At 69.9% G+C, this 25,641-nt stretch carries 22 protein-coding genes and 1 riboswitch; of the genes, 8 read left to right on the top strand and 14 right to left on the bottom strand.

Annotated features, from left to right (window positions below; genetic code table 11):
* Positions 1-135 (bottom strand): hypothetical protein, encoded by a 135-nt coding sequence (locus AB0G10_RS26040; RefSeq protein WP_360926764.1) that lies wholly within the window; start codon positions 133-135, stop codon positions 1-3.
* Positions 136-252: 117 nt separating this feature from the next.
* Entirely contained in the window at positions 253-495 is a 243-nt protein-coding gene (locus AB0G10_RS26045; protein WP_360926767.1) for a hypothetical protein, read from the bottom strand.
* 597 nt (positions 496-1,092) lie between these two features.
* Positions 1,093-1,252: riboswitch (cyclic di-AMP (ydaO/yuaA leader) on the bottom strand.
* A 14-nt stretch (positions 1,253-1,266) separates the two neighbouring features.
* Between AB0G10_RS26045 and AB0G10_RS26050 the strand changes: the two genes are divergently transcribed.
* The 3 genes from AB0G10_RS26050 (at position 1,267) to AB0G10_RS26060 (ending at position 2,487) form a co-directional block, all read left to right on the top strand.
* Positions 1,267-1,392, top strand: a complete 126-nt coding sequence (locus AB0G10_RS26050; RefSeq protein WP_360926769.1) for a hypothetical protein — start codon at positions 1,267-1,269, stop codon at positions 1,390-1,392.
* 447 nt (positions 1,393-1,839) lie between these two features.
* Entirely contained in the window at positions 1,840-2,028 is a 189-nt protein-coding gene (locus AB0G10_RS26055) for a hypothetical protein (RefSeq protein ID WP_360926771.1), read from the top strand.
* A gap of 33 nt (positions 2,029-2,061) precedes the next feature.
* Entirely contained in the window at positions 2,062-2,487 is a 426-nt protein-coding gene (locus AB0G10_RS26060) for a tyrosine-type recombinase/integrase (protein ID WP_360926774.1), read from the top strand.
* On the opposite strand, the gene AB0G10_RS26065 is transcribed toward AB0G10_RS26060, so the two are convergent.
* The 4 genes from AB0G10_RS26065 to AB0G10_RS26080 are packed head-to-tail and all read right to left on the bottom strand — an operon-like array spanning position 2,488 to position 10,529.
* A complete protein-coding gene (locus AB0G10_RS26065) occupies positions 2,488-3,627 on the bottom strand; it encodes a TIGR02679 family protein (RefSeq protein WP_360926778.1) in 1,140 nt (379 codons plus the stop codon).
* 55 nt (positions 3,628-3,682) lie between these two features.
* Entirely contained in the window at positions 3,683-7,687 is a 4,005-nt protein-coding gene (locus tag AB0G10_RS26070; RefSeq protein ID WP_360926781.1) for a TIGR02680 family protein, read from the bottom strand.
* Positions 7,688-7,698: 11 nt separating this feature from the next.
* Positions 7,699-9,021, bottom strand: a complete 1,323-nt coding sequence (locus AB0G10_RS26075; RefSeq protein ID WP_360926784.1) for a TIGR02678 family protein — start codon at positions 9,019-9,021, stop codon at positions 7,699-7,701.
* Positions 9,018-10,529 (bottom strand): TIGR02677 family protein, encoded by a 1,512-nt coding sequence (locus tag AB0G10_RS26080; protein ID WP_360926787.1) that lies wholly within the window; start codon positions 10,527-10,529, stop codon positions 9,018-9,020. The genes AB0G10_RS26075 and AB0G10_RS26080 overlap by 4 nt, the downstream gene beginning before the upstream one ends.
* 482 nt (positions 10,530-11,011) lie before the next feature.
* On the opposite strand from AB0G10_RS26080, the gene AB0G10_RS26085 reads away from it, so the two are divergent.
* From AB0G10_RS26085 to AB0G10_RS26100, 4 genes are all read left to right on the top strand, one after another.
* Positions 11,012-11,740: a hypothetical protein gene (locus AB0G10_RS26085; RefSeq protein ID WP_360926790.1), complete on the top strand. Its 729-nt coding sequence runs from the start codon at positions 11,012-11,014 to the stop codon at positions 11,738-11,740.
* Between the two features lie 17 nt (positions 11,741-11,757).
* Entirely contained in the window at positions 11,758-13,095 is a 1,338-nt protein-coding gene (locus tag AB0G10_RS26090; protein ID WP_360926793.1) for a primary-amine oxidase, read from the top strand.
* 84 nt (positions 13,096-13,179) lie between these two features.
* A complete protein-coding gene (locus AB0G10_RS26095) occupies positions 13,180-13,797 on the top strand; it encodes a DUF305 domain-containing protein (RefSeq protein WP_360926796.1) in 618 nt (205 codons plus the stop codon).
* A 194-nt stretch (positions 13,798-13,991) separates the two neighbouring features.
* Positions 13,992-14,879, top strand: a complete 888-nt coding sequence (locus tag AB0G10_RS26100; RefSeq protein WP_360926799.1) for a hypothetical protein — start codon at positions 13,992-13,994, stop codon at positions 14,877-14,879.
* A gap of 124 nt (positions 14,880-15,003) precedes the next feature.
* On the opposite strand, the gene AB0G10_RS26105 is transcribed toward AB0G10_RS26100, so the two are convergent.
* A complete protein-coding gene (locus tag AB0G10_RS26105) occupies positions 15,004-16,416 on the bottom strand; it encodes an NAD(P)/FAD-dependent oxidoreductase (RefSeq protein ID WP_360926802.1) in 1,413 nt (470 codons plus the stop codon).
* 380 nt (positions 16,417-16,796) lie between these two features.
* Here AB0G10_RS26105 and AB0G10_RS26110 point away from each other — a divergent pair, with 380 nt between their 5' ends.
* Entirely contained in the window at positions 16,797-17,636 is an 840-nt protein-coding gene (locus AB0G10_RS26110) for a hypothetical protein (protein WP_360926805.1), read from the top strand.
* On the opposite strand, the gene AB0G10_RS26115 is transcribed toward AB0G10_RS26110, so the two are convergent.
* The 7 genes from AB0G10_RS26115 to AB0G10_RS26145 form a co-directional block, all read right to left on the bottom strand.
* Positions 17,623-18,018 (bottom strand): hypothetical protein, encoded by a 396-nt coding sequence (locus AB0G10_RS26115; protein WP_360926808.1) that lies wholly within the window; start codon positions 18,016-18,018, stop codon positions 17,623-17,625. The genes AB0G10_RS26110 and AB0G10_RS26115 overlap by 14 nt on opposite strands.
* A 14-nt stretch (positions 18,019-18,032) precedes the next feature.
* The gene (locus tag AB0G10_RS26120) at positions 18,033-20,039 is read right to left on the bottom strand and encodes a hypothetical protein (protein WP_360927933.1); all 2,007 of its coding nucleotides are present in this window, start codon (positions 20,037-20,039) and stop codon (positions 18,033-18,035) included.
* A gap of 110 nt (positions 20,040-20,149) precedes the next feature.
* On the bottom strand, positions 20,150-22,045 hold the full coding sequence (locus tag AB0G10_RS26125; protein WP_360926810.1) for a DUF2075 domain-containing protein: 1,896 nt from the start codon (positions 22,043-22,045) through the stop codon (positions 20,150-20,152).
* A gap of 153 nt (positions 22,046-22,198) precedes the next feature.
* The gene (locus tag AB0G10_RS26130; protein WP_360926813.1) at positions 22,199-22,765 is read right to left on the bottom strand and encodes an ATP/GTP-binding protein; all 567 of its coding nucleotides are present in this window, start codon (positions 22,763-22,765) and stop codon (positions 22,199-22,201) included.
* On the bottom strand, positions 22,746-23,072 hold the full coding sequence (locus AB0G10_RS26135) for a DUF742 domain-containing protein (protein ID WP_360926816.1): 327 nt from the start codon (positions 23,070-23,072) through the stop codon (positions 22,746-22,748). Before AB0G10_RS26135 ends, AB0G10_RS26130 begins: the two co-directional genes overlap by 20 nt.
* Positions 23,069-23,482 carry a roadblock/LC7 domain-containing protein gene (locus AB0G10_RS26140; protein WP_360926819.1) on the bottom strand — a complete coding sequence of 138 codons (414 nt, stop codon included), beginning with the start codon at positions 23,480-23,482 and terminating at the stop codon, positions 23,069-23,071. Before AB0G10_RS26140 ends, AB0G10_RS26135 begins: the two co-directional genes overlap by 4 nt.
* Positions 23,483-23,498: 16 nt before the next feature.
* Positions 23,499-25,613 carry a nitrate- and nitrite sensing domain-containing protein gene (locus tag AB0G10_RS26145; RefSeq protein ID WP_360926821.1) on the bottom strand — a complete coding sequence of 705 codons (2,115 nt, stop codon included), beginning with the start codon at positions 25,611-25,613 and terminating at the stop codon, positions 23,499-23,501.
* Between the last annotated feature and the right edge of the window lie 28 nt (positions 25,614-25,641).

Here is a 25,641-nt window from a genome sequence, read left to right on the forward strand (position 1 = left end):
TCAGCTTTCCGGCGCCGCCGTGGATTCCGCGTCGGCCGTCGACGCCGGACGTAGGTGGGCGTCGATCGCTTGGAGGAAGTTGGACAATGAGGCGGGTAGTTCGGCGGCGCTGTGGCACTCGTTGATCAGCAGCACGGCGTACCCGTCATTTGAGCCCTTCCTGGCTTGCAAGAGGTGCCGGACGTGCGCGCGGACCTGGTCGTCAGTTGCCTCGGGCGGCAGAGCCGTTCATCGGGTGATCGGTGGGTGTGGTCAGCCCTGCTTGTTGGTCTTGGCATACTCGGCCCGGCAGGCCGACCGGCCCTTCGCCGTCCGTTCGTGCCCGCAGTCCGAGTGGTCCAGGCGGCCGGACTCGGTCACCTTCGGCGCGAATTCCTTCTTGGCCGGGGCCTTCTTCGCCGGAGCGCGGCGGGTGGTCTTCGGCTTCGCCTCGGTGGCCGGAACCTCCGGGGTGGCGGCAGCTTCGGTCGCGGGGGTGGTCGGCTGGTCGGTCATGGCGTCCTCCATTGCGTCGTTGGGGTGGAACGCAGCGAACGTAAGAGGATCGCGTGACCTGGCCTAACCTCCATCCCACGATGTCTAGACGGAAGTTCCGACGGTCCCACGATGTCTACACCGGGGGTGGCGGAGGACTAACGGCTGGAGGGGGAGGAGGAGGCGGTCCGCCTCGGCCGAGAATTTCCATCACCCAAGGGCCGACAGCCTTCAAGCCGGAGATCCACTCGACAACGGGGAAAGCCTTCGCGATGGGTGGAGCAGCCTTCAGCGCCTCGACACCGTGGGCCTTGGTGATCGCGTAACAGAAGAGAAGCCACATCCCCCAGGCGAGGACGGGCACGAGAACGAGGGCAACGATCCAGGGCACGGCGGGATCCATTCGTCGAAGAAATCGACGCTCACACGACGAGTCACAACCGCATATGGACATGCAGATGCGAACTCGCTGCGGATATGGTTCCCCCGTCCCTGACCCAAGGTGCGCCTCATAATGCAGCCGCCTGGCCGGGTCAGGGCTCAGTGCGTTGCCAGTGAGGAAGGGCGAGTTAGCACTCGTCTTGGCCTTCTTCACGGGTGGCGACTGCTAAGCTTCGTCTCTCCTTTTCGGCACACTTGCGAGGTTAGCTGTCGGGTTCGGGCGGGAAGGTGTGCCCGGTCGCCAAGTTCCAGCGACTTCACCCCGAGCAGGCGAGCGTGCCGACCAGACTACCGAAGCCGTGAGTTCACCGCCAACAGTAGACAGTGGCGGTGTATCGATACCCTCGCGCTGTGCTCGTGCTCGCCGCTGAGGCTCCGAAGATCACCGACTGGATGCAGGGCTGGGGCAGCTTGCTCGCCGTGCTGATGTCCACCTCGCTGAAACGCCCGCATGGATGCGGACAGTCTGTTTCATGAGCTGACGGCAATGCCCGCCCTACGGAGACGGCTGGTGTCGGCCGTCATCGACGAGCCTGCCGGCAGCTCCGGATGCGTACCCCGATCGAGTGGCATCAGTGAATGCCGGTAGTCCTTCCATGATCATCTCGTGGGGCACGGTGACCGGGTTGTTCGGGTTCAGGCTCGAGCTCGGTCATGACAGCAACGGAGTCCAAATGCAGGCGCGGCGTTCCGGGTTCGCCACGGCGAAGGCCGCGAAGAAGGTGTATGACCAGCTGTGCCGGCAGCGGGATACACGTCCGGCCCGGCCGCGGCAGAGTGATACCGCGCAGACGATCTGTGATGGGTGGCTGCTGTCTCGGAAGCAGGAGCTAAAGCCCGAACACGCGCTACAACTACGCCTGGCTGTTCAGCCTCATCTACCCGTACATCGGCCGGACTCGGGCCTCGCGGCTCAGCGCCCGGATGGTGGAGCGCGCCTACGGCGAATTGGAGACCGGCGGTTACTCCCGCACCACCATCCGCACCTTGGATCTCGTGCTGGCTAAAGCGTTCGCCGAACAACTCGGCATCACGCTCGGCGTCCGCAAGCCTCGGGAGACCGACGAAGAGCGGGCCGGTCTGGACGTTGACAGAAGCGCAGCGATTCGGTGACTACGTCGCCGGGGATCGGTTGTTCCCGATGTTTTGCGGCTGCTGCTGGTGACAGGCTTGCGGCGCGGCGAGTTGTGCGGGCTGCGGCGCGGAGATCTGGAGCCGGTGCAGGGCACACTGAGGGTCCGTCGGCAGATCGTTGTCGAGGATCCGGGCAGCCGGCTCAGGGTGAAACCGCCGAAGTCGCACAACGGCAAACGCACCCTGATCCTTGACCCGCTCACCTTGGACATGTTGAGCGAGGTGGCGGCGAGCCGTGGAGCGGCGTCGCGGTACCTGTTCACCGGGCGCACCGGCCGACTGCTGCGGCCGGACAATCTCACCGACAGGTTCAACAAGCTCGCGGAGGCTGCCGGGGTGCGGCCGATCAAGCCGCATCAGATCCGGCACCTGACCCGCGTCGACACTGTTCGACGCCGGCTTCGGCGTGCACGAGGTCGCCGAACGACTCGGCCATGATCAAGGTGCCGCCCGAAGCAGGTCAGCAAGCAACCCCTCGAGCAGCCGTTCCTCCATGACCGCGCGCCCCGACGCAGCCATCGCCTCCGCCAGCCCTGCATCCCACCCCGTCACAGCAGGCGTCCCTGCCAGCGCGATCCCGCCCTGCGCCGCCGCGTAATCGGCCATCCCCATCCGCCACGGCACTGCCCCGGGATAGCGGGCCAGCGCCGCTCCTGTCAACCGGACCCCGGTCCAGTCGAAGTCGTTGCGCCAGCGGATGACGGTCGATGGCGGCAGCGCGCTGAGTAGCACGTGCACCGCCGCTGACGGCACCCCTTCGGTGCAGATCAGCGGCGCGGTGGCCCGGCCCGCGGCCGCCCGCAGCACGGCGGGGTTCTCACACACGTAGACGTCCGATAGTGCGAAAAAAGACAACGGCTCGAGCCGCAGCTGATGCAATGTCACCCGCAGCGGAACGTGCGCCGCGGCGGCTGACGTCAGCCACGAGCCGAGCAGCCCACCCGCCGCGGGCAGGTTCAGGACGAGTACCTGGCTGGCCAGGTCGTCCGGCACCACCCCGGCCAGCTCCCACAGGGCCCGTTCCTGTTCGGCGCGTTCCGGGACTCCCACCTCGTGCCAGGCCGCGACAGCACGCAGTACCAGCCCGCGCACCGGCCCGTCGACCAGGGCTTTCGTGTCGCCCAGTACCCGTTCGGCGAACACCGGCATCGGCTCGTCGTCGGCCGGCAACGCGTCCAGCACGGAGATCACATCGGGGAAGGGCAGGCCGGACCGGACGATCCGCGTCAGTGGAAGCGAGTCCAGCCAGGACGCGAACCAGGCCTCGCCGGCGTGACGGCAATCAGCGGCCAGCGAAACCACGGCGTCGCGGCCGACAGCCTCGCGGGCGCGGTCACCGGGCCGGTCCCGGAACGGCCCGACGGCCTCCGTCAGACCCACACCGTGTGCCTCGCGCAGGAACTGGTCCAGATCGGCAAGCCGTACGCTCACCCGGCTCACCCCGGCCGGCCGGTACACCCCGGTCACCCCGATCACGACCAGCCGTTCGGCCTCGTCCGGGGCAGCAAGCGACACCGATCCGCCCAGGTCGCCGCCGGTGCGTTCGAGACTGCGCCGAGCCGCGGCGAGCAGCCGCACCCAGCCGGGGGACTCAAGCGAAAAGCCGGGGGAGTCAGGCGAGGACACGGGGGATTCAGGCGAGGGCACGGCGGGTCTCCGGTGAGCCGAGCGCCCGGGCGAGGGTGCCGTCGAAATCGGCCACGTTCGCGGCGCCGTCCCAGACCAGCAGCATCGCCGACACCGCATGTTCCACGGTGGAGTGGGAAAGGTCGTAGTGCGCGCACCCGGTCACCGCCGGATGTGTCGCCCACAGGTCGTAGCCGGTCATGAACAGGTCCAGGTCGAACTGTTTGGCGAGCGACATCAGTTCGCCGCGGCCGTTGTCGTCGACGCCGGCGAACGCCTCGTCGAGGCCGAGCAGCCGGGGCGCGTCCGGCCGCGCCGAGCCGAACAGTGCGTTCGCCGCCGCGAACAGCGGCAGGTGCAGCGACACCGACTGCTCGCCGCCGGAGAGCTGGCTGTGCCGGGCCCTGGTGAGTGGTTCGCTGACGCCGCCGGGGCGGTGCAGGGTGAACGCGAAGACCCGCCACTGCCGGTAGTCGAGCACCTCGGCGAGCAGTTCGCGGTAGGGCTTTTCCGGTGCTTGCGCCCGCGCCGTCTTGATCCGGGCGGCGAAGTGCCGGCGCAGCGTGGTGAGCTGTGTGGGGCCGAGCCGGGCCGGGTCACGTTCGAGCAGCTTGCAGACTTCGCGCTGCTCCGGGTCGAGGTCGTCGGAGAGGCGCCAGCCGACCCCGACGGTGAGGCCCGAGGACATTCGGCGGGCGCGCATCTGGGTGTCCATCGCGCTGACCAGGTCGCGGGCCTCGATCGTCCGGCGGTGGATCTGCCCGGCGAGCTGTCCGAGCAGCGCGTCCTCGAAGACCCGCTGTTCCGCGTCGGTGAGCAGTTGTTCCTGGTCACGGCGTTCACCGGCGATGCGTTCGGCGAAGTTCGCGACCGGTGTGAGGCCCTGCTCGTCGGCGACGCGGACCACGATGACGCCTTCGTCGGTGTCCCATTCCGGCCGGTGGTCGAGACCGGCGGCCGGGAGTTGGGCCTGCAGGTCGGCGAGGGCGCTGGTGAGGCGGGTGGCGGACTGCTTCAGCGACGTCTCGGTCGGGCTCAGCTCGCGGGTGGCGCCGAGGATGGCCTCGTGCAGCGCTACGACGGCAGGGTCCAGGTCGCTTTCCGCGACCTCGGTGACGGGCCACCGCAGGTGCGGCGGGCAGCGCATCAGACCCAAGAGATCTTTTTGAGCGTACGGGCGGAGCCGCACTGCTTCCCGGCGCGCCTCGGCAACCGCCTCCTCAACGGAGCGGTCGCCGAGCTGGACGCGCGCATCAGCGCCGGCCTGGTGTTTCTGGGCGTCGGTGTCGGCCTTGCGCGCCGTGGACAGGGCGGCTTCGGCGGCGATGACGTCCTGTTCGGTCCGCGCGACGTCGGCGAGGACCTGGGCGGCCTCGGTGCCGATCGCGGCCGACAGCGTCCGCAGCTCCTCGTCCTTCTCGCCGTGCCGCAGCCGCGCGTCACGGGCGGCCCGCTCGGCGGCCTCGGCGCGTTCCTCGGCTTCGGCGTGCCGGTCGGCGGCCTGTTCGGCCTGCGTCGACGCGGTCCCGGCCCGCTCGTAGGCGTGCCGCAGTTCGACGCCGAGCCGCTCGAACCGATCCAGGGCCGTCGCGACGACGTCGAGACGGTCGACCGGCAGGGACCGTTCGGCGACCGCCCGTCGCAGCTGGGCGCCGGCCGACGCCTGCTGCGCGACGGCCGCATCGAGACGGCCGGCGGCCTCGTGGGCCTGCTCCCGCCGTACCCGGGAAAGGCTTGCCGCCCGGTCCCAGGCCCGCTCGGCCTCGGTGATCGCGGTGCGCGGCGGCAGCGCCGCGCCCGCCCGGTCCACCTCGGCCAGGGTGTCCCGGTGGGTCCGGCGGGCCGCCGCTACCTGATCGATGTCGGTCTGCCGGGCGGCGATGCGCCGATCGCAGTCGGCGATGCGGGCGGCGCGCCGGGCCGCGCGGGCGGTCGCGCCGATGTATTCGGGCTGCTGCTTGGTGAAACGGCCGGTCGCGGAGCCCTGTGCCCAGCGTCCGTCGCCGCTGATGCCGGAGGCGCCGCCGAGGTCGCCGAGCCCGATGCCGTGCAGAACGGCGGTGATCCGGTCGGCGCCGACCAGGTCCTGGTCCTCGGGGATCAGCACGTCGGCGAGCGTGGCGCCGCCGGCCGGGCTGAGGGCACGCAGGAAGGCGTCGTGGTCACTGGTGTCGTCGCCGGTCGGGGTCACCCAGGCGTCGAGCAGGCCGGCGGCGTGCAGGGCGGCCTCGATCCCGGCGGCCTCGGTGCCGGAGAGGTGGTCGGCGAAGCGGACCAGCTGCCAGAGGGGAGCGCCGGCCCGGCCGGTCCGCGCGGCCGGGCGCGTCGGTGACGGCGGTGGAGCGTCGTCGTGTTCGGCGGCGATCGCGGCGCGTTCGGCGATCACCTCATCGCGTTCGCCGGTCAGCCGGTCCTCGCGGGCGCCGAGGGCGGCGAGTTCGTCGCGGATCGTGGCGACCGGCGTGGCGACCTGCTCGGTGAAGAGGTCTCGCAACGCATGCCCGGCGACGGCGCCGGCCAGGATCTCCGGTAGTTCGGGGACTCCCAATTCGCCGAGCAGCGGTGCGTTCTCGGCGCCCCACGCCCGTACCCTTGAAGCGGTTTGTTCTTTGGCGGTCTCGACCATCTCGGCGGCCTCCTGCTCGGCCAGCGCGGCGTCGTCGGCCGCGGCCCGCGCGTCCCGATCGGCCTCAGCGGCCCGGACATGCTCGCGTTCGGCGTCGGTGAGGCGTGCGGCGAGCTCGCGAACGGCCCGGACGTCGTCGCGGCGCGCCTCGGACCGGGCGGCCAGGCGGGTGACCAGGCCGTCCTCGCGGGCGTCGGTGGAAGACCAGGTCAGGCCGCCGATCTCCGCTTCGGATGCGAGGTCGGCGACGACCCGGCCGGTTTTCGCGTGCGCGTCCTGGGCGGTGGCGGCCGCCTTCACCGACTCGTCCTGCCGGCGCCGCGCGGTCTGCTGCTCGGACGTGACCAGGACCTCCGCGGCCGTGGCGGCTTTCGCCAGGTCGGCGACGTGGCGTTCCAGGTCGGCGAGCTGTTCGTGGGATCGGTAGGCGGCCGAGCCCTTCAACCGTTCCAGGTGCGCCCGCAACCGGCCCGGCTCGCCCTCGACCGCCCGCAGTTGTTCGGCCATCTCGACGGCCTGTCGCGCGGCCTCGGCCGCTTCCCGCCTGGCGGCGGCGAGCATCGCCCGGCGTTCGCCGATGCTGTCGCGGCGCGAGGTGAGTGCGTCGGCGGCGGCTCGGGCATGGGTACGCAGGTAGGTCGCGTAGACGGCGAGGAACGCGGTGGTCGCGGCATCGGCGGCGATCAACCCTTCGAGGGTGCGGGCCACCGCCTCCATGTCGTCGAACGAGCGGGCCGCCTCGACCAGCAGATGGTCCTCGACCGGGCGCAGCCCTCGCTGGAGGGTGCGGGACAGTTCCACCGGGTTGAGATCCTTCGCCAGCTGTGGCTTGCGCAGCGTCAGCACCAGGTCGAGCAGTTGTTCGTAGCGGGCCGGTCCAAGGCCGAACAGCTTCGCGTCGACCAGGTGCCGGTACTCCTCGGTGGAGTCGCGGACCGACTCCGCGCCGAGCCGGTCGATCAGGTCGCGGCGCGACACCGGCCGGTCGTCGGCGTCGAGCAGCGACAGGTCCACACCGACCCGGCCGTCGGCGACGAAGTGCCAGCGGGTCACCCGGTCGTTGTGCCGGTGCGCGCGCAGGCCGATGCCGATCGTCACGTGCCGTTCGCCGTCGCCGAACTCCATCCACACGTACGCGTACGACGAGTCCTGCCCGCGGTAGAGCAGGTTCGACTTCATGGTGCGGTCCTCGCCGGCGAACGGGTTGAGCCGGCGCGGCTCGATACGCCCGTCGAGCACGAACGGGAACAGCACCTCGAGGGCCTTGGTCTTGCCGGAGCCGTTCGGGCCGCGCAGCACCAGCCAGCCGTCGACGAACAGGAACTCCTCGTCGCGGTAGTCCCAGAGGTTGATGATGCCGGCGCGGGTGGGTGCGAAGCGGGCCAAGGACGGTCCTTCTAGAAAAGGGTTCGCTGTTTCACCTGGGCTGTCGTGCCGCGGTAGCGGCCGATCAGCGGGCGGGCCAGGACACCGCCGGGCACGGGGATGACCGCACCGAATCGTACGAGCAAACCGATCGCCTCGGTGCGCAGCCGGTCCGGGTCGGTGTGCCAGGCGGCGCCGAACGCGGTCCCGAACTGTTGCAGGATCTCGGCCGTGGCCTCCCGCAGGAAGCTGTCGGTGATGAACGGCAGGCGCTGTTCGGTGCCGGTCTCGCCGGCACCGGGATCGTCGTCGGCGGCCTCGTCCTCGATGAGTTCGATGCTCGACGGCAGGCCCGCGTCGATCTGCCCGATCAGCTTCGCCTGCTGCTCGCGCGGGTCGGGCGCCGGCATCCGGCGGGCCTTGCGGCCGTCCGGGTCGGCGACCCGGTCGGCGATCGCCACGGCCAGCAGGATCGCGGCCTGCGCCACCGAGCCGGTGCCCGGGAACCGTTCCGCCGACCAGCCGTTCGTGTCGACCAGCAGCACCCCCTCGGCGCGGCGTTCCAGGCGCAGCCCGGTCAGCCGGTACAGGTCGGCAGGCAGGGCCTGCCCGCGCAGATGGTTGCCGAGTTCGGCGCTCACGTCGTCGAAGTAGATGACCGGCTGCTCCAGCACGGCCCGGCGGGCGGCCTGCGCCGCGGCCCGGCGTTCGGCGTTGCCGCTGCTGGTCATCGAGCGTTCCAGCAGGGCGGTCACCGAATCGATGTGTTGCAGCACCCGCGGCGGCCGGAACAGCGCGAACACCGCGTCGCGAGCGACGTCGTAGAGCGCCTCACCGGCGCCGGGATCACTGGCCCAGGCGGCGCTGGAACCGTCGGCGAGGCGCAGCACCCCGCGTTCCTCCAGCCAGGCGACCGCGTCGACGAAGGCGCGCCGGTCCGCGCCGACGTCCGGGTCCAGGCCCAGCCCGGTGATCCGGCCGGCGTCGGCGGCGACCGACTCGGCCAGCTCGCTCAGGGTGATCTGGATGCCGGCGCGGCCCAGGGCGGCCAGGCACAGCGACAGGTAGGCGTAGCGGTGCCGGTCGAACGGGCGGCCGGTCCTCGACACGGCGGGACGGTCGGGTTCGAGGCGTCCGGTGGTGCGGACCAGGCGGGCGGTCGCGCCGTGCAGCTCGAGGCGGTACCCGAACGCCTCCGCCAGGTCGCGGCGCAGCTCGGCGGAGAACCGGCGGACCCGGGGCAGCGCCTTCTCGTCCGGCCATGTCGCGGTGATCAGCGGGTTCCTGATGAGCAGGCGGACGGCACGCTGGTAGTCGGCCAGCTCCAGATCGGAGACGTCGGCGGCGAATCTCATGCGGCGGCTCTGATCCTGGTGTGATCGGCCGTGGTGACGGATAGCTCGTAGCCGTCGAGGTGCAGGTTCCCGGACTCGGTACGGACCGTGGTGAAACGGCCGGGCCGGCGGGTCAAGGTCAGCCGCACGCCGAACGCGGCAGCCGCGATCGTGCGATCGCCGTTACGGGCGCTGAGGGTGATGTCGAGCAGTCTTCGCAGCACCGCGGCCTGCGCCTCGGTCAGCACCGTCGCGTCGATCAAGCTCGCCGCCGCCTGCGCCTGCCGCTGTTCCTCGGCCAGCTGCTTCTCGCGCAGCGCCCGGCGGGAATTCTCCGAGCGGTCGACTCGCGCGATGCGGCCGTTGCCCTGTCCCGGCATGCGACCGCTCTGGACCAGGGAACGCGACAGCTCGACGGCCGGTGCCTCCCACCAGGACAGCCTGCTCGCGACGGCGTCGGGATCGGCGTACGCGACACCGACGTGGCGGGGCGCGCCGAGCCCGAACACCACGTCGAAGATGGCGTGGGCGGCCTCGTCGGAACCGGCGCCGGTGAACCAGGCGGCCAGGTGCCGCAGCTGCGACTCCCGGCTGACACCACCGCGCCGGGCCTCGGTGACCCGGCGCAGCAGGGCCAGGACATCGCCGATCGCGGCCATGGTCGCGCTGCCGAGCCGTTCCGCCTCGCTGGGGCGGTCGGTGGCGGGGGCCAGCCAGGACCGCAGCCCCTCCCAGCGCCTCCGCCAGTCACTCTCGCGTTCTGCGGGCGTTGAGAAAAGCCGTTCGTCGGCCTCCGCCGCGGCCTCGATCAGCCGGTCCAGGCCGGTCGCCTCGACCTCGTGGACGGCCTCACGCAGCCGCGGCGTGTACCGCTGCAACTCGTCGTGGAAGTCGCGCAGGTGCGCGAGCAGGGCGTCCTTGTGGGTGAGGAAGACCTCCGGGCGTACGTCGTGGGTGCGGCCCAGGTCACCGAGCATGTGGTAGAACCGCGCGGCACGTTCCGCGACGTCGGCCAGCGCCCGGTCGAGGCGGTTGAGTTTGCGGTAGACCTCCTCGGCGTCACCGTCCTCATTGGCGGTCTTCAGCGCCTGGAGGTCGGCCAGGAGGTCGGCGAAGACGAGCCGGGACAGGGTACTGTCGTCGATCCCGGCGGTCAGGACACTCTCCACCGCGCGGTGGGCGCGGTAGCCGGCCTCGGTGAACTGGTAGACCGAGTGGCGGTTGCGGTATTCGGCGAGGGTGGCCGCCCGGGTGCCGTCCTGGCCGCGGTCGAGGACACCCCAGTCGACGAGGGCGTCGAGGAGCCGCGGCAGGTCCATCGTCGTCGGGTCCTGGCCGAGGGCCTGTAGCGCTTCCTGGACCTCGGAGGTGTGCAGGACGACGTGGTAGGAGTTGCGGGCGGACTCGAAGGCCCGCAGAACCCAGAGGTAGCCGAGGCGGTTCTCCGCGTTGACGTAGGAGAAGAGCCGGAGGCGGTCGTCCAGGCCGAAATCGTCAAGCCCGAAGGAGGCGGCGTGTGGTTCCGACACTCGACCTCCTCCGACCACGCGTCGAGTTTATCGGTTGATGAATCGCGCGCCAGCACACGTCTGCGGTCGGTGGTTCGGGCGGCACGTCATAGCCGTTCGGGGACGACAGTGTGCGGGGTGAGCCCGTGAAACGATCGTATTCGCGCCCCTCCTGCCGAACTCCTTACACGTGAGTGGTCGCGGTGAAGGTGCCCGCATCGGCTCCCCGCCTCGCTGTTTCCAACCCTTCGGGTACGGCTTCCGCGAACTGTTGGCACGATTTGGGGATGCCCTTTTTTGGCTCGGGTCCTCTGCTGCCGGGGCGGGACTGAGCTGCGGCTTGTCGGCTCGGGAAATCTCTGGGGTCCGATGATCGTGGTGACCTGCGTCTTTGTTGACGGCCTTTCGCTGGATTGATATTTGTCTTCTTTTTCTTCACGGGAATCTAACTTTTTCTCCGTAGGGTCCTCTGTGGATTTGCGACGGGTGGAGAAAGGTGGAACGTGGTTCATCACAAGAGATGGGGCTGGGGCCTCGGTGTGGCGACGGCTTCGGCGGTGACGGCTTTCGGGCTCGCGTCGTGGCAGGCGAACGCCGCGCCGTCGGCGCCGACGCCCACGGTCACGTCGGAGCAGGTGTCGGTGACCGATCCGCGGCCTGCTCCCGAGGCCGCCACCGGGCGAGGGGACGACGCGCTCACCAGCACCGAGGTCGCGAAGGCCCGCGCCATCGCGCTGACCCCCGAGCTCGCGGCGAACGCGCAGGATGTGACCGGCAAGGCGGGTCCGGAGTACCTGTCGGCCGAGGTGGACGCCGAGGCCGCCGGCCGGGAGGCGGAGCTGTACTTCTACGACTACAAGTCGGAGAAGCTGGTCAAGCAGGTGGTCGACCTGACGGCCGGCAAGCTCGTCCGGTCGTTCTCGGCCGCGGGCATGCAGCCGCCGGCGTCCGAGCAGGAGACCCGGACCGCTCTCGAGCTGCTGCTCGCGGACCCGGCCGGCAGCCGGATCGGCGAGGCCTACCGCGCTGCCACCGGCAAGCAGCTGACCGGGACCGAGGGCCTGGTGCCCACCGCGCACTCCTACACGGCCAAGCCCGCCGACGAGGGTAACCGGCAGTGCGGCAAGAGCCGCTGCGTGCAGCTGATCGTGTCGACCGATGACGGGCAGTTCCTCAGCGTCGGCGAGTTCATCATCGACCTTTCCGGGCGCACGGTCGCCCGCCTCAAGTGAGCGGGGGCTCCGGCAGCATGACGTACCGAAAGATGGCCGGCGCCGTGGCGCTGCTGACCGCGGCGGCGCTGGGCGCCTCCGTTCCGGCGGCGGCCCAGGCGGCCGCTGCCGCTCCCAACTGCAGCGGCGCCTCGACGGTGAAGGAGACCCTGCCCAACGGTACGACGTGGCAGCTCTGCTGGCGCATCCACGAGATGGCCGGGCTGGTGCTCACCCAGGTCTCCGTCTCGACCCCGCGCCAGCCGGAGCAGGTCCAGGTGCTGGACTCGATCCGGCTGGCCCAGCTGCACGTGCCGTACGACACCGGTGACATGGAGTTCGACGACCTCACCGACATCGGCATGGGCGGCTGGTCGCTGGAGACGCTGGACGGCGACGACTGCAAGGGCGGGTCGGCGCGTCTCGGCTCGGACGGTTCCGCCGAGCCGGCCCAGCGCCCGGTGCTCTGCGTCAGCGCCGAGCCGGCCGGCCTGGCGTACCGGGCCCGCGAGGAGAACTGGGGCGAGAACGGGCCGGAGGCCGGCACCCTCTACTCCAAGCAGGGCCACGACCTGGTGCTGCGCACCATCAGCAAGCTTTCCTGGTACGAGTACGTCACCGAGTACCGCTTCTCCGACGACGGCGAGATCTCGGCCCGTCTCGGCGCGACCGGCGACCTGGCGCCCGGCTACGAGTCGGACACCGCGCGCGGCTGGCCGGTCGGCAAGGACGACGCGTACAAGGCGGCGATGCACTACCACAACGCGTTCTGGCGGGTGGACTTCAATATCGGTGGACAGGGCGGTGAGCGGGTGCAGCAGTACGACACCGCGCTCGACGGCCGCGGCGACATGACCGCCAAGCTGAAGACCACCAAGACCGACATCACCTCGGAGGGCACGTTCAACAAGGTGGACCAGCGCTGGTGGCGGATGGTCAGCCGGAAGAGCAAGAACACCGATGGGCACCCGCGCTCGTACGAGCTGGTCACCGGCGGCAACGACCGTTACCAGGGCCACCCGGAGACGAAGCCGGACGTCACGTTCTCCGAGAAGAACCTGTGCGAGAAGTGGGCCAGCGACAACGACGCCGACCCGGAGTGCCCGGCGGACGTCCGTACCGTCCTCGACTTCGTCAAGGACAAGCAGAAGCTCACCGACCCGGTGATGTGGGTACGGGTCGGGTTCCACCACGTGCCGCGCGACGAGGACCAGAGCCCGATGCCCATGCACTGGCAGGGCTTCGATCTGGTGCCTCGTGACTTCAGCGCGATGAACCCGCTGACGCCGGACGGCCGCACCGGGCAGAACGGCAATCCGGAGCCCGCGCCGGAGCAGGAGCCCGAGGGGCTCGCGCCGTCGGGTTCGCAGAACTGAGCAGAACTGAGCAGAACTGAGCAGCGGCCGGCGCGGTCCTCGGTGACGAGGGCCGCGCCGGCGCATTCGGAAAGGAGTCCCGCGATGATCCGCCGCCTTGCCGCTCTCCTGACCCTGGCGGTCACCGGGGTGGCCGTGTTCCAGCTCCGCGACGCCGGAGCGGACACCGGCGCCGATGCCGGCGCGTCCGCCGCCCGCCCCGCCGCCGCGCCCGCGGCCGCGGGGACGCCGAACAGCGCCGACGAGCACTTCGCCCGAATGATGGTGACGCACCACGAGCAGGCGGTGCGGATGAGCAGAGCCCTGCTAGCGAAGGGCGGGGCGCCGGAGCGGATCCGCCTGATCGCTGAGTTCATCGAACATGATCAGCAGCGGGAGATGGACCAGATCGACGGGTGGCTGACCGCGTGGGGCCGGCCGCCGGCCTCGGCGCCCGCGGCCTCGGCGCCGGACGCGGCGGAGCACAGCATGCTGACCGCCGCTCAGCTGGCGGATCTGGACCGTGCGGACGCGGCGGCGGCGCCCGGGGTCTTCCTGCGGCTGATGATCGAGCACCATCGGGGCGCCATCGCGATGTCCCGGTCGGTTCTCGAGCTGCCGGACGGCAACGCCTACATCCGCGACTTGGCCAAGCACGTCGTCAACGAGCAGACCGCCGAGAACGACGCCATGACCGCGTTGCTCGAGGCCGGCTCGGCGTAAGCGGCCGGTCGCGCAGCTACCGAGCCGGTGGACATGGATGCGCGGGCCGATCTCAGCAATCTCACGCCGGTCGGCTACTGCTTCGGGAGCGTTAAAGAAACTTTAAGGATCGCTTGCTCAGCGTCATGAACTGCTGCCACATCACTGCTCGTACATCTCGGCACAAGCAGTACCGAGACGAAGAGGGGCCGTGCATGTATCGACGCGGAGTCAGTAGCCGGACGCGCAAGCTGGCGATCGGAGGCGCCGCCGCAGCGCTGCTCGGCTCGGCGCTCGCGGTCGGCACGGGCATGAGCCAGGCCGCCGAACAGGGCAACGTCGGTAACATCAACGCTCTGGTGCCGGCGCTGGGTTTCAGCCCGGGCGATCCGAACGCGACGGCCGACCGCGTGGGCCCGACCGGGGTGAACGTTCCCGGTCGCTGCCCGCCCACGCAAGCGCAGGTGAACGCGCAGGTGGCGCTCAAGAATGCGAGCCTGCCGAGTGGTACGGACCTGGAGAGCCGCATCCAGCGTTACGAGAAGACCTTGTCGGCGATTCAGGACTTGAAGTGCCCCGCGTCTTCCACGACTCTGCTGGGTCGCTTGAAATCCTTGACCGCGCTGCGTGGGAATGCGAACCGCGATGACGTCCTGCGTGGTCTGGGGTTGAACGAAACGCCGGCGGATAGAGCCGCCGGATCCGGTGACGCGGCCGCGGGTGGAGCGACGGGGAACGCCGGAGCCGGCTCCGGTGACATCAGCGCTCTGGTGCCGGCGCTGGGTTTCAGCCCGGGCGATCCGAACGCGACAGCCGACCGCGTGGGCCCGACCGGGGTGAACGTTCCCGGTCGCTGCCCGCCCACGCAAGCCCAGGTGAACGCGCAGGTGGCGCTCAAGAATGCGAGCCTGCCGAGTGGTACGGACCTGGAAAGCCGCATCCAGCGTTACGAGAGGACCTTGTCAGCGATTCAGGACTTGAAGTGCCCCGCGTCTTCCACGACTCTGCTGGGCCGCTTGAAATCCTTGACCGCACTGCGCGGGGACGCGAACCGCGATGACGTCCTGCGTGGTCTGGGCTTGAACGAGACGCCGGCCGGATAGAGCCACCGCACCGGCGAGCTGCTCAGCGGCTGCCGGTCACGGTTCTGGGAGGCGCTGGCCGGGAGCTTCGGACGACGACGGCAGGGCAGCGATCGACCAGGACCGTGACCGGCAGCCGCGCTCGCTATTCGTCCCAGAACCCGGGCACATCGAGCCGGCGGGCGGCGTCGACAGCGGCTCTGCCCAAAACGTTGCTGTATGTCGGGAACGAGAGCGGGATCCGGACGAGCTGCTCCACCGGCATCGCGGCGGCCACGGCGACGGCGCCGACCTGGACGATCTCGACCGCCCGTTCGCCGACGACGTGGCAGCCGAGGATCCGGTGGGTGCCACGGTCGACGACGAGCTTGCAGAAGCCGGTGGGGCGTCCGTCGATGATCGGCCGTGCGGCCACCGAGAACGGCACCATGGCGACCACCACGTCATGGTCCTGGCGGGCTTGCGCCTCGGTGAGGCCGACCTGGGCGTACTCGGGGTCGGTGAAGCTGCCGATCGGCGACGCCGGTGGGGTGAGCGTGGCCTCGTGGTCCAGGACCGCGTTGGTTGCCGCGAGGTAGCCGTCCTGCACCGCCTGCGGCACCAGCATGAGCCGTCCGGTGATGTCTCCGGCGGCGAACACGTGGGGGGCCGTGGTGCGCAGGTGCTCGTCGACCTGTACGTAGCCGCGGCCGTCGGTGGCCACGCCGGCCGCGGCCAGGTTCAATCCCGCGGTGTCGGCCAGCCAGCCGATCGCGACGACCGCCATGGTCGCCTCGACGCCGTCGGCCGTGCCCTCCTTCGTGAAGATCATTCGTACGCCGGCGGGCGCCTTCTCGAACCGGTCGATCCGGCCGAAGTCCTGGCGGACGTCCATGCCCGACGCCCGGAATGAGGCGGCCATGACGCGGGAGACGTCCTCGTCCTCGGTCGCGAGGATCCGCGGGCCGGCCTCGAACAGCATCACCCGGGAGCCCAGCTCGGTGAAGACCGAGGCGACCTGTGCGCCGGTGGCCCCGGCGCCGATCACCAGGAGCGACTCGGGCACGGTGGTCAGATTCCAGGCGTCGCGATGGGAGCCCGCCAGGTCCGCACCCGGTACCGGCAGGGGCCGATGAGTGCCGCCCGCACAGATGATGACCTTGTCCGCCTGCACGCGGATGCCGTGCTCGGCCTCGATGGTGTGCGGGCCGGTGAATCGGGCGGTCCCCGCGTTCGCGTGCAGGATCACGCCGGCGTCCTGCAGTTCGGTACGCATGACCGAGTGCTCGGCCACGTCCTCGACCACCTCGCGCACCCGGGTGAGCAGGCGGCCGTAGTCCAGGGCGGTGTCGCCGACGTCGATGCCGTAGCGGCTCAAGTGACGTGCCTCGCGCCGCAGCCGGGCGGCCTGCGCGAGGACGCGCACGGGGACCGGGCCGTCGGTTGCCGCCATCCCGCCCACCGCGTCACGGGTGATCAGCGCCGTCCGGGCACCCAGCCGGGCCGCACGGAGGGCGGCGACGACCCCGGCCGGTCCCGCACCGACGACGCAGACATCGGCACGTTCCGCGGTGGTCATGAGGAAGCCTCGCGCCCCGGCCCTCGGAGCGAGGAACTGGCGCGCGGTGGGACGTGCATGATCCGAATCCTTCCGCCGGCGCCGGAGCGACCCGCTGTGACGCCGTCAGTCTCCACGGCCCGCGCGTCGCAGGTCTCACCTCGCAGGGATGAGCCCGCACCGGCTGGGGCGGCGCTGAGGCCGCCCCGACCGGCGATGGATCAGACGGGCGCGATCGCGAGGTCGATGGCCTGGTCGTCCTTGATGCCGAACACGACACGGCCCGGCGCCGCGATCGCGTTCGACGCGCCTGAGCCGGGCGGCACGACGCGCGCCGCCCGGCTTCGGGATTTCGCGGGTTGCTGCTTCCGGGCCGCCTGCCTCGTGCAGAATCCTCACTCGTGAACCCACTGACCCCGGCGATCGTCGTGTTCGCGGCGGCCGCCGTCGTCTCCGCGGCCGGGGCCGGCCTGGACTCGTCGAAGGTCCAGTACGGGGCTGAGGCCGTCGCGATGCTGGCTCTGTCCGCCGGCGCGGCGTTGAGCGGCCGGCACCGCGCGCTGCGCCTCTTCGGCCTGCTGCTCGCCGCCGCGGCTCTCGCCGATCTCGCCGCGGCCTGGCTGCCCTACCCGGATCCGGCGGCCAATGGCCAGAACGGCTGCCCGGTCGCGGACGAGCAGACCACCGACTTCTGGACCAGCCGGTTGCGGCTGGCCCAGATCGCGGCGGCACTGCACTGCGGCGCCCTGATCTGCGCGACCCTGGCGGTGTCGGCACTGCCCCGGCGGCCCGGGCTGCGTCCCTGGCACCGGTCCCTGCTCATCACCTTTGTCGCGATTCCGGCGATCCTGATCGGCCTCTATCCGATCTATTCGGCCGACGACCTCGCCGAGCTGCTCCACCCCACGATGCCGGCGACCCTCACCCTCCTGGCGGCGGCCGCGCTGACGGTGCTGACCGTGACCCGAGCCCCGGGCGGGTGGGCGAGGACCGCGGCGCTCATCGGCGGCGGTGTGCTTTCCCTCGTACCCGGGCTCTTCGTCCTGGAAAAAGTCGCCGATCCCATCGTGCAATTGCGATATCTGGCTCCACCACCACCCGGGGTCTTCATCGGGTGCGCTTATGCGTACGGGACGCCGGCCTCGCTCTCCACCATCGCCCTCACCGGCGGTGGCGTCCTGCTCGTGCTGGCCGGCCCCGCACTGCTCCTGTGGGCGTCACCACGGATCACAGGTCATTGATCCGGGCCAGCAGCTCCTCCTCGGTCAGGTTCTCCAGGACCGCGTCCTGCTTGCGGCCCAGAACCGCCAGCAGCTTCTCCTTCTCCAGCTTCTTGGCCGCCGCCGCCTTCGCGGCCAGGTCCTCCGCGAGGCGCACGGCGATGACCCGCTTGACCACGTCCAGCTTGGCCTCCAGGGTCGCCTTGGCCGGGTTGGTCTCGGTGGCCACGAACGACTCGGTGTCGACGGCCTTGAGCTCGGCGTTCACGGCCTTGGCCACGTCGTCGAGGCTGAAGCCGGACTTGGCGGTCAGCGGAAGCTCCCACAGCTGTTCGGTGGTCAGCAGGCCCTTGGTCGACGGGTAGCGGAACTTCTCCCGGGTGGCCTTCTCGAAAATGGTCACGATCGCCTTTCCATTTAGAACTGGATGCTGATGAGCCGGCGCCGGCCGCCGGTCATGGTCACCTTGGCGACCACCGCGTTGCGGACCGTCGAGCTGAAGCCGAGGCCGGACAGCTGGTCCGGGGACGGCTCGCACTTGGTGCGGTCGCCGAGGACCTCGAACACCTTGCGGTGCGGCTGCAGGTCGCGGCGCAGGAACTCGTTGTAGATGCCCCGGGTCGGCTGGTCGTTCACGCACCCCTTCAGCATGAAGAAGTAGTGCCGGTTGCCGACCTCGCTGTCGTCGAAGTAGTTCGGTGAGTACATGACGGTGGACACCGGCACGAACTGTTCGGTGGTGATGCCCCACAGGTCCTTGCCGGCGCTGCCGCGCTGCATGTCGGGGCCCGGCCGGAAAGCGGTGATCACCTCGCCGGCGACGGTCATCCGGCCCACCTCGACGGTCTCCTTGTGGCCGACCGCCCGCTCGTGGCGGTAGTGCTCGATCCGCCCGTTGCTCTCGGTCTCGATCACGAAGCCGACCTGGGTGCTCTCCCGCTTGCGGAACTGGTTCACCTCGATCCGGTACTCGCCGTCGGGGACCTTGCCGGCCCAGGTGACGTTCTCCACCGGCTCCCGCGAGAAACTGCCGCCCGCGTTCATGTCGACGTCCAGTTTGTTGCGCTTCTCCTGGTACCAGATGTGGTCGCCGTTGGGTTCGAACACGTGCAGGTCGAGGTCGTCGTGGTTGAACCAGGACAGGCTCACCCGCAGCTTGCCGGTGACGTTGCCGCCGGCCCGCTTGACCCTCTCCTTGATCGAGTCGGTGACGTTGCCGTTGTACGACCAGGCGAAGTCGTTGTCCCAGGTGAACAGCCGCGGTGCGCCCGGGTTCCGGCCGGTGGTGAGGCTGACGAAGTGCGGTTCGTGACTGTTGGCGACCCACAGGTCGATGCTCGCGGCGCCGGGCAGGATGTCCTTCATGAAGGTGACCACGGGAACCTCCTCCGGCTTCGCGTCGCGAGGCCGCGTACCCGAGGAGGTGGTGGCCGCCTGCATGAGCAGGCCTTCGATGCCGTCCTTCATCAGCGGCTGGGTGTCGTTGTCGACCCACAGCACGTTGGTGACCGAGATGTCGGACAGCCGGGCGAACCGTCGCTGCAGCGACTCCTCGATGCCGAGCTCGTCGATGGTCCTCATGGCGGCCTTGACCATGGCCGGGGTGATCAACGCGGTGGGGCGCTGGTAGTTCTGCGGCGCCACCTTCGTCTCGAACGACCGGACCGCCTGCTCGAGGTCGACGCCCGCGGAGAGGTCCTGGACCAGGGTGCCGATCACCGTGTTGCGGAACCGGGCCGCCGGGTTCATGGCGTTGGCGAACACGAAGGCCCGCCGGTCGGCCGCCTGCGTCCACCGGTTCTGCAACGACCGGAACTCGGTCACCGCCCGGCGGTGCTCCGTGCCGCGGTAGAGGGCGTTGTCGTCGATGAGGCCGGCGACGGTGTCCAGGGCGTGCGGGGCCAGCTCGGCCAGACCACGCTGGAACACCTGCACCGCCGCGTCGAAGGCGCCCCGGGCCGCGCCGAGGTCCGTGGTGTGATGCCGCTTCGCGACCTTGCCGTGCAGGTGGTTCCACACCTCGACCCGGCCGTCGCGCAGCGTCCGGGTCGTCCTCGTCCCGTACTGCTCCTGGGTGGACCGGAAGACGCCGGACAGCGGCAGCGTGCCGACGAACTCGTCCATCGCGGCGGCGACCACGGAGAAGACCGGGTCGGACGCGGACACCCCGGACCACAGCGTGCGGACCTGTCCGTCGTGGATCTCGACGACGGTGCCGAAGTTCTTGACGAATCCGCGGCAGGTCGAGCAGTCGTACTCGGTCCGCTCCCGGAATCGCAGATTGGTGCCGGCGGGGAAGGAGTCGAGGAAGGTGAGCCAGAGCGAGTCCCGGTCGAGAGCGTCACCGACGGCGTACAACTCGCCTTTGGACATCGCGGACAGACGTGTCGTCACGTCCGCTACGAACTGCTGGAAATCGCCCACCGTGTCATCCCCCTTGATCAACGGAGATCCTAGGGAGCGCACGCCATCGAGGGAACGCATTTCCTCCTCAGCCGCGCAGGGCCAAAGAGCCAACGGCCGGTAGCCCGTCTTCAGCGGTAGACCGTCTCCAAACCGCGGCTCACCCGGACAAGACCGCGCAGGAAGTCCCGCGTCTCCTCGTCTGCCGAGTAGACGATGGTTCCCCGCATGCCCCGCGTCAGCAGCACCTTGTAGGTGTTCCGGATCAGCCGGTCCACCTCGTCGTCGCTGACCGTCTTGCGGCTGCGGAACGCGGGATCCTTGAACTCGTCCCTGCGTGTGACGAGCCGCCCGTCCCTGGCCACCAGGTCCGGACCGATGATCACACCCGACCACTCGTACTCGAAGCCCTGAGCGGTGTACACGCACCCGACCTGCCCGAACCCGTTCGGATCCGTCGCCCAGAACGGGCTGCCCGGCGCCTCGCCGACACTGCGATCCGACTTGACGTTCCACGGCCGCGACCATCCGCCGATCCGGACGTCGGGAACGAGCGTGTCGTCGGGCCGCGGGTCGCTCCACGGCCAGCAGTACCCGGCGGTCATCCGCGCCGTCTCCCCGGCGGCCTGCTTCTTGGACAGGAACGCCTCGAGGTCTTCAGGCGAGTCCGCGATCCGCAGGTCGAACCGGCCGTCACCCTCCCAGGTCGAGGGCCGTTCGCCGCTGAGCCCGAGCAGGTCCAGCACCCACTGCTCGTAGCCTTCGCTGCCGCCGCACCGGAACTGGTCGTGCAGCGACACCGTCTCCACCTCGAGGTTCAGCCTCTTCGCGAACGCGGTGATGACCTCCACGTTGCCGAGTTCGCCCGGCTTGACCACCTGATGCTCGTCGAGCAGGAAGACCGGCACTCGCGCGGCGGCGAGCAGTTCCTCGATCTGCGCCCGCGCGCCCTGCCGCTGCTGGGCACGGGTGAACCGGTTGACCGACGTTTCCCGGATCCGGTGCGCCTCGTCGCAGATCAGCACGTCGATGCCGTTGCGTTCGGCCGTCATGAAGCTGTTGAAGTAGAGGAACAGGTTCTTCAGCCGGGCGGATCCCTTGCCGGCGTAGCGGCGCAGCGTCTGGGTGAACGACCGGGAACCGGTCGCGTGCAGAGCGGAACGCCCCTGCCGGGCCAGTTCGCCGAGCAGACTCAACGCGATGACACTCTTACCGCTGCCGGGCCCGCCGGAGACGACCACGACCCGCTTGCGGTCCGACGAGCGCGCCCGCTCGACCGCGTGCAACACCAATTCGTACGCGATCCGCTGCTCGTCGAGAAGCGTGAAGTGTGACCGCTCCTTGAGCTCGCTCGCTGCGTACGTCAGAAGGTGCCGGCTGGGGCGCACCGAGCTGGACAGGAAGCGGTCGGCGGCCCCGGCGCCCGGCTTGCGGCCGTCGAGTCCGGCCCGCAGGTAGTCGAGGAACGCGCTGCGGCGCTGCTTGGTGAAGATGCGGCTGTGCTCGGTCGCCGGGCGCTCCAGCAGTTCCGCGATGTCCCTGTCGACCGCGTTGTGCAGATAGGCCACGCCCTGCACGGTGCTGCGCGTGTCGGACAGCAGGCCCAGGAAGTCGACCAGATATTGGCAGTACTCGGCGACCTGGATGCCCGGATGCAGCCGCGGACCGGCGGCGTGCTCCACGTCCACGAGGGTGTCGGAGCCCTCGTACCGGGTGGCGTAACTCCACTGCTTGAGTTCCACCACGATGAACGAGTCCGCGCCGGTCCGGGGGTGCACGCCGGCGAGAACGACGTCGATGCGCCGGCTGGTCAGCGGCAGCTGGTATTCGACGAGGACCTCGACGTCGTCCAGGCCCGCGTCGGCCAGGTCCTGAGCGAGAATGGACAGGCTGCGCGACCATGATCGGCGCTCGGCCGGGTTGACGCCGTGTTTGTTCGCCCACAGGTGTTCGGCGATCCGGTCGGCCAACGTGCCCTCGGTGGCGAGACGAAGCAGAGCAGCCGCGGATACACGGAATGCCGACATGAACAGATGCCCCCGGGCAGCACGAATCGATCGTGCGGATGGGAGGCATATCCAGGTGCAGGAAGCCTGTCGGACCGCTTACGGACACCGCAGACTTTATCGTCACGGTGATCGCGCCGCTACGACGCCGGCGGGGATGGAGACGTCGAGGTGCTATCGCCTGACGCGGCGGGTCAAAATCTCCTCGGTCAGCGCCACCAGCGTCCCCTTCACCGACTCCCGCAGCCTGGCGTCGCACTCCACGATCGGCACCCCGCCGTCGATGCCGAGCGCATCCCGCACCTCCTCCAGCTCGAACCGCATCCCACCGTCGAACAAATTCACGCCGACGATGAAGGGGATTCCGTTCTCCTCGAAATAGCCGATCGCGGGGAAACAGTCCTCCACCCGCCGAGTGTCGACCAGCACGATCGCACCTAAAGCGCCCTCCACCAAGTCGTCCCAGAGGAAGGCGAACCGGTCCTGCCCGGGTGTGCCGAACAGATACAGCAGCAGCGTGTCCTCGAGGGTGATGCGGCCGAAGTCCAGCGCCACCGTCGTGGTCGTCTTGCCGGACACGGCCGACGTATCGTCCACGCCGATCGACTGGGAAGTCAGAGCCGCCTCGGTCACCAGCGGCTCGATCTCCGAAACGGCACCGATGAATGTCGTCTTGCCCACCCCGAAACCGCCGCTGATGACGATTTTGACGGCTATGGGACTAGAGGGCGCGGACACCATCGCGGATCCTTTCGATCAGGTCGACGGAGAGTTCGCCGGGTTGCTCTTCGATGCTCAGGTAGCCCTCGGTGAGCAGATCTCCGACGATGACCCGCAGCACGCCGAGGGGAGCGAGCAGCGCCGCCGAAAGGTCGGCCAGGGAACGCGGCCGCTGGCAGAGCTCCACGATCCTCCGCGCCTCGAACCGCAGCGGGGCCGAGAGCGCGGCCGGAGCGGCCCGCAACTGCGACTCCACCCGCAATCCGTCGATCACCGGCTCCGTACGGCCACCGGTGAGCATGAACGGACGCACCAGAGGGTCGCTCATCGCGGCAGGTGCTGCCGGGACTCGGCTATCAGCGCCGGCGTGAGCAGGGCGCCGAACCGGTCGGCCAGCACCGAGATCTCGTAGCCGATCGCGCCCAGAGCACATTCACTTCCGGCCACCACGCCGAGCACGCTGCCGCCCTCGATCTGCGACACGATCAGGTAGCCGCGCCGCATCTCGATCATGATGATCTTCAGGCCGTCGAAGTCGTAGCGTCGCGACGCGCTGCGGGCCAGGCTCGCCATGCTCGACACGATCGCCGCGAGCTGGTCGGCCTCGGCGCGATCGAGGCCGTCCGAGCTCGCGATGAGCAGGCCGTCCGAGGAGACCGCCACCGCGTCGCGGACGCCGTCGGTCTGCTGGACGAAATTGCCGAGCAGCCAGTTGAACTGGTGAATGTCAGTGTTCATTGTTCCCCCCGATGTGTTACGACCCCGCCTCGGCCCGCCGCACGCCCGCATGGAATGCCGACAGCCGGTCACTGACGGCCTCCGGCGAGTCGGCGATGACCGCGGGCCGGGCCGGACTTTCCGCCGCCGGAAGAGGGCTTGACGGAAAGGCGCGATTCTTTTTCGTACGACGGCGCAGGCCGTTCGCCGTGCGTCCCGCGTCCTCGGCCGGCGAGGCGATGGCCGGGCGCTCGGGCATCACGACGTACTCGATGGTGTCGGCCCTTAAAGGAGCGATCGCCGGACGCGGCACTTCTGAAGAAATGAGCGCGGCCGGCAGCGACATCCGCGCCGTCACCCCGGTCACCGGCGAGGGCGCCAACTGCACCTGAACCCCGATCTCCGCGGCCAGCCGCCCCACCACGTAATGACCGAGGAAACGGGCCGGCGCCGTGATGAAATCGCCCTCACCGCGCAGCCGTTTATTGGCGCGCTCCATCTCGTCCGGGCTCATTCCGACGCCGCCGTCGATGATCGCGACCAGATAGCCGTCGCCGAGCTTGCGTCCGTGGATTTCCACGTCGACATCCGGCGGCGAGAACACGAGGCCGTTCTCAATCAATTCGGCGAGCATGTGTACGACGGTGCCGACCACCGGCCCGTCCACGAGCACATCGTCGACGCGGCGCAGCGTCACCCGGCGGTATTCCTCTACCTCGCTGACGGCAGCCCGGATGATGTCGGCGATCGGCATCGGTTCGGTCCACTTGCGCGGGTCGGCGGCGTTGACGAGCACGAGCAGGCTCTCCGCGTTGCGGCGCATCCGGGTGGCGAGGTGGTCGAGTTCGAACAGGTTCGCCAGGCCGGTCGGGTTGGCCTCCTCGCTCTCCAGCTTGGTGATGAACCCGAGCAGCCGGCGCAGCAGGTTCTGGTTGCGGTGCCCGAGGTTCGCCAGGGACTGCGAGGTGGCGAGGCGGAGCCGGGCCTGGGCGGTGGCGAGGGTGTACGCGGTGTTCTGCACCTGCTCGAACGCCTCGGCGACCTGACGGACCTCGACGCTGGCGTCCGGCGCGACCCGCACCGGCGGGGGACGGATGTCGAGGCCGCCCGCGGTCGCCCGGTTCACCGCCTCGGGCAGGGTTTCGGCGCTGATCCGGCCGGCCTCCTCGGCGAGCGCCGCGAGCGGCTGGGCCAGGCGGCGGGACGCCACGACGGCGAGCACGACGGCGCCGGCGACGCAGAGCGCCATGACGGCGACCAGCGCCGCGAGGCGTACCGTCGCCTTGTCCTTGATCGTGGAAGCGTTGGCCTGGGCGACGGCTCCCATGTCCCGGCCGGCCTGATGCAGGATGCCGAGCACGGCGCCGGACGCCTCCCAGTAGGCGGCCGGATCGACGGTCAGGCGGCGACCGTCGGCGGCGGCGAGGGCGGCGTTCTCGGCATCGACCACCTGCCTACCGGCCGGCGTGGCGAGGACCTGGTTCTGGGCCTGCACGGCGGCCGGATTGCCGTACTGGTTGAACGCCAGGATCGCGGTGTCGCGCGCCGACTTCGCCGAGACGAACTGGACGAACTGGCCGTCGCCGAACCGCCCGGCCGTGAAGACGTTGTGCAGCAGCATGCGTTCCTGCGCGGCGGACTCCTTCGCCACGCTGAACATGCTGAGCGTGGCGTAGTTGCGGCGCAGTTCGGCGTCGTCGACCCGGTCCAGGCCGAACTCGATGTTGATGAGCCGGCCGATCGAGGCCGTATAAAAGGCGATGTCGCCGGTCGCGCGGGCTTCGGGGAGGTCGTCGAGCTCGGCCACCACGGCCGCGACGCGGTCCTCGACCTCGCCGCCGCGCTCGGTCAGGCCCTCGACGGCTTCGCGCTGCCGGTCGACCGCTTCCCGAGCCCGGTCAAGATCGGGCCCACCGGGAGCGGCGAGTGCTAGGCCGCGCTCGGTTTGGAGGTGATCCACGAGGTCCAGCACGGCGAGGTCGAGCGTCACGGCGCGGTCGGTCTGCGCGGCGGCCCGGTAGTTGCCGATCTCGCCGGCCGCGATGACGCCGATCAGGGCGAAGATGACCGCCACCGGCAGGGCCAGGGTCCGCGCGATCCGGCCCTGGATCGTCCCGCCCGGGTGGCGGATCGTCTCGTGCTTGGCGGGCACGCGATCAGCTCCTCTGTGCTCGTTCACA

This window comes from Actinoplanes sp. NPDC023714 (assembly GCF_040639855.1).
Taxonomy (GTDB): domain Bacteria; phylum Actinomycetota; class Actinomycetes; order Mycobacteriales; family Micromonosporaceae; genus Actinoplanes.